Genomic DNA, 13,151 nt, shown 5'->3' on the forward strand with positions numbered 1-13,151 from the left:
GCCATCACCCCAGTCGCCTGACCGTGTCCCAGCCGCTCGACCTGAGCGTGGTCGAGGAGCCGACAGCGGTCGCGCCGCCCTTGTAGAGCAACAGGGCTCCGGCCGCGTTGGTCGTCCAGATGTCGGGGATGCCGTCACCGGTGGCGTCGGGGGTGCCGTGGATCAGCGGGTAGGCGGCGTAGGTGAAGGTGCCGGAGGCGTAGGCGTGGTCGCCGTCCAGGCTCGCGCCCGACGTGCCCAGGCTGGCGAGGACCGTGCCCGTCCCGTCGCTGTCGAGGATCCCCTTGCGCAACTGGATGTTGCCGGCCGCGGTGCGGTACGTCATGTCGGCCGCGCCGTCGCCGTTGTAGTCGGCGATGGCCACGAAGTCCCGTTCGGTGTCGCCCCAGGAGGAGGTCGTCATCTGGGTCGCCCCGCTGAAGCTGCCGCCGCTGTACCCGGTGAACACCCACAGCTCGTTGCCGCCGGCGCCGCCCGCCACGAACAGTTCCGGCCGGCCGTCGCCGGTGATGTCGCCCGCCGACTTGATCTCCGAGAAGGTGGCGGGGTCGGGGGCGTTGGACGGCAGGCGGATCTCGACGCGCTTGCTGACGTCGATCGCGCCGTAGCCGTCGCCGGGGTAGAGGAACAGCCGGCCCTCGGGGGTGCGGATCACCCAGTCGCTGACGCCGTCGCCGGGGGCGAAGTCGCCGTTGTGGGTGACCAGGGCGTAGGTGCCGGTGCCGTCCCAGATGTGCGGGGCGGTGCCGCCGTCCTTGATCAGGGTGCCGTTGTCGTGGGTGCCGAAGGCGCTGGACACCCAGGTGCCGTCCTGGGAGACCGAGTCGATCCAGAGGTTTCCGGCGGCGGTGACATGGCCGAAGTCGGCGTCGCCGTCCCCGTTCAGGTCGCCGGGGCCGTCCGCGGCCGAGCGCGGCTGGACGTAGAAGAAGTGCTTGGTCCCGTTGGGGGAGATGTTGCCCGCCGAGTCGACGGACTTGACGTACAGCGTGTTGGGGCCGGCGGCCGGGGGTTTGATGCCGGTGATGGTGGCCGTCTTGATGGCCGTGGTGCAGGACTTGGTGAGGCCGCCCGAGGTGCCCTGTGCGCCGCCCGAGCAGGCGTAGCCCGCGTAGCTGGTGGAGTTGATGGACCAGACGAACTTCACGATGTCCGTCTCGGAGGCGCTGCCCACCGCGAAGGTGAAACTGCCGCTGTTGCCGAAGGGTTTGGCGGACCACACGTCGGGTTCGCTGTCGCCGTCGTCGTCACCGGGGAAGTCGGTCGAGACGACCGGGGCGGGGGAGTCGGGCAGATCGGTGTCGTAGGTGAACCGGCACACGCCGTCGCCGCCGGTGGGCGCCCAGCCGCTGCTGACCTTGGCGTCCCAGGCGCGTACCCGCCACGAGTAGGTGACGCCGTTGCTCAGCGACGACTTGACGGAGACCCCGCCGACCTCGCCGTCGTCCACGGTCTTGGTGAACGTCTTCGTCGTGGTGTCGGACTTGCCGGTCTGCCAGAGCTGGAACTCCAGCTTGGTCAGGTCGCTGTCCGGGTCGGTCGCCTTGCCGCTGAGGGTGATGGTGTCCCCCTTGCCGACCTTGATGTACGGCGAGGCGGAGGTGTCGCAGGAGCCGGGGCTCATGGTGACGGAGGTCGGCGTGTTCGGCTTGCGGTTGTAGGTGACGGACAGCGAGGGGGAGCCGTCGCCCTCGGCCTTGAACCGCTTCCAGGAGTACGTGTCCGTCTCCAGGCTGCTGGAGGAACCCGTCGGCGCGGAGGACGAGGTGGAGGCGACCAGGCCCAGGTTGAAGCTGGTCGCGCCGGAGTCGGCGGCGTCCTGGGCGAGCGAGGTGACGGTGAAGTTGACATAGGCGTCCGGGCAGGAGCTGTTGGACTTCCAGCCGTAGGCGAAGGACTTCGAGGTGATCTTCCGCTTCCAGGACGGCTGGCGGTTCCAGGTGGTCTTGGAGGTGAAGTCGCCCGTGCCCCACAGCTGGACGGTGCGCTTGCTGCACGACCAGGAGTGGGTCTCCAGGACCTTCAGGGTGGCGCTGGAGACGTCCGCGTTCTTGATGGAGTTCCGCAGCTTCATGCGGAAGAACGAACGGGCCGTGCCCCAGGTGTCCCTCTCGAAGCCGACGCGGGCCTCCTTGGTGTCCTCGTTGTAGTTGGCGCCGTCGTAGAAGCTGGAGCTGGGGTAACGCTTGTAGACCGTGGTCCAGTTGGCGCGGATGCCGGTGGTGGAGGGGTCGAGGAACAGCGGGTAGGTGAGGTCCTCGGTGTCCGTGAGATAGCCGGCCGGCGGGGTGATCGTCAGCACGTCGCCGCTGTACCGGGCGGCGGCGGTGGTGGCGTGGCCGCCGTCGCCGGGGCCGTTCACGGCGGGCAGGGCGAGGGTGTCGGACGCGGACGCCCGCGGGCCGTCGTAGGCGACGGGGTCCGCCTTGCCGCCGGAGCCGTCCGGGTTCTCGTTCGGGACCTCGTCGGGCGGTATGTCGTCCGGGTTCTCGCGCGCCGGTGCCTCCTCGACGACCTCGGGGTTCTCGTTGGTCCCGGTCGCGGCTTCAGGGTCGGCGGACGCGCCGTCCGTGTCGTGCGTGCCCGCCGAGTCCCACAGGAACGGCGTGGGGGAGACGGCGATCTCGTTGCCGTCGCCGTCCTTGGCGGTGAGCACGTCGGTGCCGGGGTCGAGGACGAAGGAGAGGTCGGCGGAGGTGACCCGGTAGCGCGGCGGGTCGGCGGCCAGGTTCTCGGCCGCCTGCGGTGTGTGGACGACCAGGACATGGGTGAAGCCGGTGTCCCGGGCGGTGAGCATCAGGTCGACGCCGGGCCGGACGCCCTCGTACAGCGCGCGGTTGTCCTCGACGACCGGCTCGGGCAGCTCGCCCGGCCACGCGAAGGTGATCTCGTGGCCTTCGGCGGTCATCGTCAGCAGCGGGGTCCACGAGGTGTCGTCGACCTGCTGGGCCACGCGGCTCCCGGTGCGGAACACGGCGGAGCGAACGGCCGTACCTGACCGAACCGCCGTACCGGACCGCCGGGTCGATGTCTCGTTCGTCCCGCCCGTTCCCTTGCCGCCGGCCGAAAAGGTCACCGGATAGGGGCTGTTGACGGTGTGCCAGCCCTCGCCGGTCCTGCGCAGGCCGGTGTCGACCGGTGCCCACGCGCCCTTGGAGTTCCTCGCGCGCAGGGGCGCGACGGAGACCGTGTAGGTGAACGTTCCGTCGGGGTTGGCGTAGGTGGTCGAGAACTCGTCGGTCAGCGTGGCGACTTCGACCTTCTTGCCGCTCCTGCGTGCCCGTGACTGGGCCTCGTCCTCGTCGACCGGCCGGGCGGCCCGCCTGGTCCTGGCGTCGGAGACGGCGTCGCCGTCGTCGCGCAGCGCGAGCAGCGCGCCGCCGCCGGCCAGGAGGGCCAGTGCCACGGCTGTGGCCACGGCACGCCGAACGCGCTTTCTGCCGGGGGGACTTGGTTCCGCGGCGGTGTCGAGGTCGCTCAAGGTGCCCTTCTCCACAACAGGCTGCATGGCGGTTGGAGTATGGACAGCTCTTTCCGGCCTGATCAACACCCTTTGGCCGACGCGAATCGAGTAATCGGCGCGCAAAGACACCCAGGGCTTTTCTTTGCCGTTCTTTGCCTGGTTTTGGACAGTGACATAGCTAACACAAATCCGTCACATCTTGACGGTGATCTTCACGGCGTCTTTATCTTCGTGCCCGGTGCGCAAGCCGTTGCTCACCAAGTGCTGTCGGGACATGTGGGTTTCTGACGAAGTGTCACGGGGGGAAGGTTCGTTTTGACCGTGCGTGCGGTGCTGTCGTGGTGCGGCAGAGGTTCGCTGGCGAGATCGCCGCGCGAGCGCCTGGTCCGTCGCCGGACGCGGGTCGGCGTCGTCGCCGGGCTGGTCCTCGCCCTCAACGTCACCCTGCTGCCCAGCGCCGTCGCGTTCGGCCCCGGTGATCCCCGGACGACGGTCGACCTCGCGGACCTTCAGGAGACGGACGCCGTCCCGCTCGACGAGAAGTTCGCCGACGACCTCGACGATCTCTCGGGCTCCGCCGCGACCGATCCGCAGAAGGCGTACGCGCCGGCGGCCGTCGCCGAGGTGCCCGCGGCCTCCGGTACCAAGGCCGTCGACACCATGACCGCGGGCGCCACGACCGAGGTCGCCAAGTCGGCCGACGGCACGATGAGCATCGGCGTCGGCGCCCCCGACGGTGCCACCGCCGCGCAGGCCGACGCCCTCGAAGGCCAGTGGAGCGTCGCCGCCGCCCCCGAGGCCGACGCCGTCGCGAGCGGCGCCCAGGGCTTCATGCTCGCGGTCGACGCCCCCGACACCGCGACCGGCGACGCGGTCGTCTCCATCGACGCGACCAGACTCGCCGAGACCTACAGCGCGCAGTGGCTCGACCGGCTCTCCTTCACGCTGATGCCGGCCTGCTATGCGACGACGCCCGAGGACGAGGCGTGCTCCACCGGCATACCGGTGACCACCGAGGTCGAGCGCACCGGCGACAGCGTCACCGTGGCGCTGGACGCCGGTGACTCCTCGGGCTCCGAGGCGGACACCGGCGAGGACGGCGCTCCCGACGAGACGCACGGCTCCACCGAGACCACCACCCAGGTCCCCGAGACCCTGGTCAACGTCACCCTGGACACCGCCGACCTCGCGTCGGTCTCCGCCGCCGCGTCCACCGCGAACAGCGCGGTCGCCACGGACACCGGCCAGGTCGACTCCGCCGTCTGGCGCGGCGACAAGGCCGGCGCCGTCCGGCAGATCGCCGGCTCCTCCGGCGGCGGCCTGCTCGTCGGCAGCTCCTACGGCGCCGGCGCCGGCGGCGACTTCTCCGCGAGCCCGATCGTGTCGGCGGGTTCCTGGACGGCGGGCGGTTCCTCCGGCGCCTTCACCTACGCGTACACGATGGCCGCCCCGCAGGTCCCGGCGGGCCCGACGCCCAACGTCACCCTCAGCTACAACTCCCAGACCTCCGACGGCCGTACGTCCGCCACCAACAACCAGGTCTCCTGGGTCGGCGAGGGCTGGGACTACAACCCCGGCTCCATCACCCGCACCTTCGTGGGCTGCGCGGCGGACACCGCCGACGCCAACAACAAGGACCACTTCACCGGCGACCAGTGCTGGGGCTCGTACAACGCGGTGCTCTCCCTGAACGGGACGACCACCGAGCTGGTGCGCGACGACACCACCAAGCAGTGGAAGGGCGCGCGCGGCGAGAACATGCGCGTCGAACTGCTCACCGCGGCCGACTACAAGACCCTCACGGGGATCGACGGCTCCAACAACGGTGACAACAACGGGGAGTTCTGGCGGGTCACCACCGACGACGGCACCCAGTACTACTTCGGTCTGAACCGCCTCCCGGGCTGGACCTCGGGCAAGCCGGAGACCAAGTCGGTGCTCAATGTGCCGGTTGCCGGCAACCACTCCGAAGACCCCTGCCACGCCGCCAAGTTCGCGGACTCCTTCTGCGACCAGGGCTGGCGCTTCCAGCTCGACTACGTCGTGGACACCACGGGCAACGCGATGTCGCTGTGGTGGGAGAAGGAGAAGAACGCCTACGCGCGGGACATGCAGGAGGCCAAGGCGGTCGAGTACGACCGCGCCGGCTACCTCTCCCACATCGACTACGGCCAGCGCGCCACCACGCTCTTCTCCCAGGAGCCGCTGGGCCGGGTGAGGTTCAACGCAAGCGAGCGCTGCTTCGACGACCCCGCGCTGAACGTGGCCTGCTCGAACGCCAACTTCGACTCCAAGCAGTCCGACCGGACCCGGCCCTGGTTCGACACCCCCGCCGACCTCGCCTGCGCGACCGGCAAGAAGTGCGGCACGTACGCGCCCACCTTCTTCTCGCGCAAGCGCCTCGCGTCGGTCGACGCCTGCACCCAGCGCGAGCAGGGCGTGACACTGACCGAGTACTCCTCGGACGCCGACGGCAACGAGAGCGGCCAGCGCAACGCCTGTGGCCTGGACGGGGATGCGACGACCACGACCTCGCTGTCGAAGGTCGACTCCTGGGGCCTCAAGCAGTCCTTCCCCTGGAACCTCACCGGCGAGTACACCGCGCTCTGGCTGGAATCGATCACCCGCACCGGCTACGCGGTGGACGGCTCCACCGACCGCCTCAACCCGGTGGCCTTCGGCCACAACCAGAACCCGCTGCCGAACCGCGTCAAGAACGGCTCCTCCGACACGTCCCCGCTGTTCGCGCGGCTGCGTATCCAGGACGTCGTCTCCGAGTACGGCGGCCGAACCCACATCGACTACAAGGACCCCGAGGGCAAGTGCCTCACCGGCTCCGCCCGTCCGACGATCGACCGGAACCACTCCCTTTGCTACCCGGCGTACTGGCACGCCGACGGTGAGCTGGAGGACAAACGGATCTCCTGGTTCCACAAGTATGTCGTCGACAAGATCACCGAGTTCCCGCGTCTCGCCGACGCGAAGGACATCGTGACGACGTACAGGTACGAGACCGACGACGACGCCGTCGACGGCGCGCTGTGGGCCAAGAGCCAGTCGGAGTTCTCCCGCCCCAAGAAGCGCACCTGGGACGACTTCCGCGGCTTCCCGCTCGTCACCACGACCACCGGCACCACGGACACACCGGACGGCAGCGTCGCCTCCAAGTCCGTCACCCGCTACTTCCGCGGCATGGACGACGACGTCCTCGCCGACGACACCCCGGAGAAGTCCTCCGACGACGTCAAGCGCTCCGTGGTGACGACCGACATCACCGGCGCGACCCTGGCCACCGACCGCAGGGCGTACGCCGGCATGGTCGCCGAGTCGCTCACCTACCCCGACGCGTCGGCCGACACCGCCACGGGCTGGGTCGCCCGCACGGTCAACTACCCGGACGCCCCGGTCCGCCTGGCCACCCGCGACCGCACCGACGGCCCGGACGTGGTCTCCGAACGCGTCACGCTCGGCAGGACCTCGACCATCTCGAAGGCCTCGGGCAAGGCCGCCGACAAACTGACCCTGCACACGGTGACCTCCGAGACCGAGTACGACTCCACGTACGGTCTGCCGACCAAGGTCAAGGAGTACGGCGACACGGCCGTCTCCGGCGACGAGTCGTGCACCGCGACCTCGTACGTGCACAACACCTCGGGCACCAACTACCTCGTCGGCCTGGTCGCCCGGACCGTCGCCACCACCGGCACCAGCACCTGCTCCACCGATCTCTCCAGTTCGACGGGCACCACCCTGGTCAGCGCCTCGCGCATGTTCTACGACGGCGCGAGCTCGTCCACCGCCACACCCACCAAGGGCCTGGTCACCAGGACGGAGGCGCCGACCGGCGCCGGCACCGGCTGGGAGACCACCAACCCCGAGTCGCGCACCGAGTACGACCCCACCGGCCGCGTCACGAAGGTCACCGACCCGACCGGGGTGTTCAACACCACGACGTACACGCCGTCCGACGGCCAGGTCTACAAGATCGAGACGGTCACCGGGAACAAGGTCGTCGACGGCGCCGTGGTCGCGGGCTTCACCGACACCACCTACCTGGAACCCGGACGCGGCACGACCCTCAAGTCCACGGACGCCAACAACCGGACCGAGTCCTACGCGTACGACCCGCTCGGGCGCGCCGTCGCCGCCTGGGACGCCACCCAGCCCGCCACGGACGACCCGACGGTCAAGTACACGTACACCACCGACCCGGGCAAGCCGGTGTCGGTCGTGACCGACTCCCTCGCCGACAACCCGAAGACCACGGCGGGCGACGGAACGTACGAGTCCGCCACCACGATCTACGACGGCCTGGGCCGCGAGCGTCAGACCCAGACCCCGGCCGTGGGCGGCGGCCGGCTGATCACCGACACGCTCCACAACAGCGCCGGCCAGGTCCGCTACACCCGCAACGCGTACTACATGGAGGGCGACCCGACCACGGACCTGGTCGTCCCCTCCTCGGAGTCGCTGGTCCCCAACGCGACCTCGTACACCTACGACGGCCTCGGCCGGGTCCTGACGGTCACGCCGGTGCACAACTCCTACCCGCAGACGGGTGAGACGTTCACCAACGCGGGCAAGGCGGCGACCACCACCGACCGCCGCACCCGCTACGAGTACGCCCTCGACTACACGGTCGTCCGCCAGCCCAAGGGCACGCCCGCCTCCCGGGTCTGGACCGACGCGCTGGGCCGCACGACCCGTCAGGACACCTTCGCCGACACCGCGCTGACCGAGACCGGCGCGATCACCACGACGTACGACTACGACCTGCGCGGCGACATGGTGACCTCCACCGACGACGTCGGCAACACCCGGACGTGGGCGTACGACGCGCTGGGCCGGGTCACGGACACCACGGACCCGGACACGGGCGCGACGCACACCGACTACGACGCCTACGGCCGGGTGGACAAGGCGACCGACGCCCGCGGCCAGGTCGTCTCGTACGGCTACGAGCGGCTGAACCGCGTGGAGCAGGTCAAGGTCACCCCGAAGGGCTCGACGACCTCCACTCTCGCGCAGACGTACGCCTACGACGGCGCGAGCGGCGGCAAGGGGCAGCTCTCCTCGGCGACCCGCTACACGGACGGCAAGGCGTACACGACGACGATCGGCGGCTACACGGCCGACTACCAGCCCACGGACGTGACCGTGGCACTGCCGCCCGGTTCGACGGCCGGCCTGACGGCCGACGGTTTCGCCACGCAGTACAAGTACACGTACAAGTACAACGACGACGGCCAGTTGGAGACCTACACGGCCCCGGCGGCCGGCGGCCTCGACGCCGAGGACGTCATCACCCGCTACAACGCGGCGGGCCTGCCGACCTCGGTCTCCGGCAAGGACTGGTACACGTCGGAGGCCTCCTACTCGCCGTACGGACAGGTGCTGCGCTCCACCATCGGCGAGCAGGGCCACCGGCTGTGGCAGGAGAACACGTTCAACGAGTCGACCGGCGAGCTCTCGACCAGCAGGCTCGTCCGGGAGAGCGCCACGGACACGACGGTCGTGCCGGGCAGCGAGGTCAGCAAGCGCTCGTACTCCTACGACGCGTCGGGCAACGTCCTGTCGGTCGCCGACCGCATGGGCACGACCACCGACCAGCAGTGCTTCACCTACGACACGCTCGGCCAGCTCAAGGAGGCGTGGACGACACCGGGCGGCGGCGCCTGCGTGGCCGCGGGCAAGTCGACGGCCGAGCCCGTCTACTCCGACAACACGGTCAACGTCTCGTCCGGCAACGACGGTTACTGGCAGTCCTACGACTACGACGTGCTGGGCAACCGGACGAAGAAGACGATCCACAAGGCCGACCCGACGTTCATCTCCGGGGCGCGCGACACCAAGGCCGACACGGTCACGGACTACGCCTACGGAACCAGCACCACCGCGAAGAACGCCCAGCCGCACACGCTGACCTCCTACACCACGTCGTCGACGACGGCGGCGGGCGCCCAGGTCACCACCCGCTCGACGCAGACCTACGACGCCGCGGGCGAGATGGAGACCCGCTCCACCGGCGGCGACAGCGCGCAGACGATGACCTGGACGTGGGACGGCAAGGTCGAGTCCGTGACCGGCTTCGGCGCCGACGGCTCAGGGGCCTGGATCGGTGTCGGCGGCCTGTGCATGGACCTGTCGGCCGGCAGCACGACGGCCGGCACGGCGATGCAGGTGTTCGTCTGCAACGGCAGCAGGCCGCAGCAGCTGCGCCTGAAGGCCGCCGACACCAACAGTGACGGCACCGTGGAGGACGCGACGGTCGGTCAGCTGGTGGTGGGCGGGCGCTGCGTCCAGCCGAACGGCACGGCGATCGGCGCGGCCGTCCTGATCCAGGCCTGCGACAACGCGGTGGCCGCGCAGCGCTGGCAGACCCTGAGCACGGGCCAGGTCAAGCACGTCCCGACCGGCCTGTGCCTGGCGGCACCGGCGTCCACGGTCGGCACCGACCTCACGCTCGCCGCGTGCAGCTCGACCGTGGCGGGCCAGCTGTGGAAGCCCGCGTCGAAGACGACCTACGTCTACGACGCGATGGGCAACCGCCTGCTGGAGCGCACCAGCGCGGGCGCGGTGCTCAACCTGCCCGACACGAAGGTGTCGCTGACGACGGCCGGAAAGGTCCGCTACGTCGAGCGGACGTACGCCGGCATCGGCGGCCCGTCGGTCACCCGCTTCCGCGAGGGCGTCGACAACACGGCCGGCGTCAGCGAACACATGTACGCCCAGGCGACGGACCTCAACGGCACCCCGCTGGCGGAGGTCCGCCTCGACGACGGAATGACCGTACGCGTCACGAAGCGGGACCCATGGGGCGAGGACCGCGCGGTGAGCACGGCCCCGCGCTCCCACACCGGTTTCCACACGGGCGACGACGACGCCGAGACGGGCCTCACTCACATGGGCGCCCGCGAGTACGACTCGGCCACGGGCCGTTTCATCTCCGCGGACCCGGTCCTGGACGACAGTGACCCGCTCCAGGCGAACGGCTACTCGTACGCGAACAACAACCCGGTCACGTACGCCGATCCGTCCGGTCTGACGTCGTCGGCGTCGAGCTTCGACGCGTCGATCGCGGCGCTGGACGCGAAGATCGCCGCCTATCAGAAGACCCTGAGCCGTTCGATCGGCGATGTGATCCTGGCGACCGGCTGGGCCGTGTTCAAGGAGTTCATCGGCTGGAACGACGTGGTCGGCTGCTTCACCCAGGGCGACCTGTGGGCGTGCGGCAGCCTGCTGATGGACGCGATTCCCTGGACCAGCGTCTTCTCCAAGGGCAAGAAGATGTGGCGTGCCTTCAAGGGCACGATGAGCGCGGTCAAGGCGTTCAAGGCGGCCAAGCGCGCGGCCGAGATCGGCATGAAGGCGGCCAAGGCCGCGAAGGTCGCCCTGCTCAAGGCGAAGAAGGCCGCGGAGGCCGCGGCGGCCGAAGCCAAACGCAAGGCGAGAGAAGCGGCGAAACGCGCCGCGGAGGCGGTACGGAAGAAAGCCCACACAGGCTCCAAGGGCGCCAAGGGCAACCCGGTCCAGGCAAAGGCCCGCTCCCAGGCCCAGTCCAAGGGCTCCAAGGCCGGCGGCAAGGCGGACGAGAAGTCCGGGGGGTCACGGGACGGGTCGGGGAAGGAGGACAGCGGCGGCGGCGAAGGCGGCGGCTCCGAGGGCGCGAGCTGCACGGCCAACAGCTTCACCCCCGACACCCAGGTCCTGATGGCCGACGGCTCCACCAAGAAGATCAAGGACGTCAAGGCGGGCGACAAGGTCCTGGCGACCGACCCGGAAACGGGCGAGACCGTGGCAGAGACGGTCACTGCCGAGATCCTCGGCAAGGGCGTCAAGCACCTGGTCAAGGTCACCATCGACACGGACGGCAAGAAGGGCACGAAGACCGCTCAGGTCACCGCGACCGCCGGTCACCCGTTCTGGGTCCCGGAACTCGGTGAGTGGATCGACGCGACCGCTCTCCACTCGGGCGAGTGGCTGCGCACCAGCGCCGGCACGTACGTCCAGATCACGGCGGTGGAGCGGTGGACGGCGCTGGATGCGACGGTTCACAACCTGACCGTCGGCGTGCTGCATACGTACTATGTGCTGGCGGGCGGCACGCCCGTATTGGTTCACAACTGCGGCTGGGGTGAGCTCAAGCAATATCGAGCTGATCAAGGGATGCCCGCAGCGGGGAGCGAAGATGACGTTTACACTGCTGCGCGGTTGCAAACGGAAGATGGTCAGGTCTTCTTCGGCAGGAATGCTCATGGCAGGGATGTGAATATCCGCGTGAATGCCCAGACCAAGACTCACGCTGAGGCAGATGTATTTCAGCAGGCCAAAGACGCGGGCGCTGCCGGGACACGGGCTGTCCTTCACGTTGACCGCGATTTCTGTCGGGCCTGTGGTGCTACCGGTGGAGTCGGGTCTCTCATGCGCGGGCTCGGGATTGAAGAACTGCTCGTCCATACGCCGTCAGGAATATTTACCATCAATGCTGTGCGGAGGCCGTCGATTCCGAGGGCTCTGCTGTAGGAGTGTTAGTGATTACGCTTGCAGGAGACGACAGGGTTGGCTCCAGATCTGCTGACTGGAGCTCGGATGATCCTAGCGTTGCCGACGTTACTGAAGCGCTGGCGCGTCTTGACGGGAAGCGACGGACGGAAATCTCCATCGTTGACGATGCGCCATTTCGATTCTTGACCATCTCCGGTGGGCCGGACTTGTTTTTGGTAACCGGAGAGTTGGAGGACGGTGGGATCCTTCATCTGAAGGATCCCAACGGGGACGAGCAGGAAATTGGACTCGTTTGTGGCGGTCAGCTGGGAAAATTCCCGCGATCACATTTGGTAACTGCGAAGGAGGCAGTCCAAGCTGCAGTCGATTTCCTTGGCGGCTTCGTTGGTGGTTTGGGTAAGTACTGGACCGTAGAATGAATACAATCGGCCGAGTTCGGACACTTCCCTCCATGCCGATCCCTTAGGGCTGGCGTGCTTGTGGTGTCTGGAGTCTGGACATTCGACCGCTACGGGAGTACACCGAACAGAGAGGCGGCGTAAGGTCCTGTGTAATTCGAGAGGCGACGGCCTGCCGGACTGGATTGTTATCCCGCCGTCTCGTCCGATGGTTGAACAGGATGGGGAATTCTCCAGCAGGGAAGATTTTCCAGCAAATCAGCCCCGCCTACTATGCCGTGCTCCAGTCTCTCAGAGCGCGTTTGAGATCTGCCGTAGAGCCGACCGAGGCCGAAGGGTCGGCAGGACGATCCCGTCTTGGTGATCGGTACGATCGGCAGGTTGGAGGGGATGTGATGTTGCAGGTTCTGTACAGCGGGAAGACCAGAGAGCTTGAGCTCTCTGGGACGCGTCAAGGGCTGCTGGCGTTCGGGCAGCTGCTGCGGGGGAAGGCCGGAAGCTGTGATCTCCCGGAGGACCGGCGCCCCTTTCCCTACGAGAGGTCGCTGTCCGAGATCGCGTTCCAGGAGGATCCGGAGCGGGCCACCGTTTCGATTGTCACGGAAGCCCAGATCCTGAGGATCCAGGGAGCGCGGGAAGCTCTCGACCTCCTCGCCGACAACATCGAGGGCTTCGCCGCCGAGGCGGATGCAAGCGATCATTGCCACGTCGACTCCCCGACATACGACTACATCGCGCCAGAGTCGGACCCGCTGGTGATTGCGTTCATGAAGTGAGCGGAGAGA

General features: G+C 68.5%; 4 protein-coding genes. 3 read left to right on the forward strand and 1 reads right to left on the reverse strand.

The window, feature by feature from the left end; translation table 11 throughout:
• Positions 1-4 precede the first annotated feature (4 nt).
• Positions 5-3,508: a DNRLRE domain-containing protein gene (locus ACFXC1_RS19120; RefSeq protein ID WP_381244123.1), complete on the reverse strand. Its 3,504-nt coding sequence runs from the start codon at positions 3,506-3,508 to the stop codon at positions 5-7.
• Positions 3,509-3,784: 276 nt separating this feature from the next.
• On the opposite strand from ACFXC1_RS19120, the gene ACFXC1_RS19125 reads away from it, so the two are divergent.
• From ACFXC1_RS19125 to ACFXC1_RS19135, 3 genes are all read left to right on the forward strand, one after another.
• Complete coding sequence (locus tag ACFXC1_RS19125) at positions 3,785-11,986, forward strand: RHS repeat-associated core domain-containing protein (RefSeq protein WP_381244318.1); 8,202 nt, start codon at positions 3,785-3,787, stop codon at positions 11,984-11,986.
• Positions 11,987-11,994: 8 nt separating this feature from the next.
• A complete protein-coding gene (locus tag ACFXC1_RS19130; RefSeq protein ID WP_381244125.1) occupies positions 11,995-12,387 on the forward strand; it encodes a hypothetical protein in 393 nt (130 codons plus the stop codon).
• A 374-nt stretch (positions 12,388-12,761) separates the two neighbouring features.
• A complete protein-coding gene (locus ACFXC1_RS19135) occupies positions 12,762-13,142 on the forward strand; it encodes an Imm32 family immunity protein (protein WP_381244126.1) in 381 nt (126 codons plus the stop codon).
• Positions 13,143-13,151: the final 9 nt, after the last annotated feature.

It is taken from the genome of Streptomyces hokutonensis (assembly GCF_042751305.1).
GTDB classification, from domain to species: domain Bacteria; phylum Actinomycetota; class Actinomycetes; order Streptomycetales; family Streptomycetaceae; genus Streptomyces; species Streptomyces hokutonensis_A.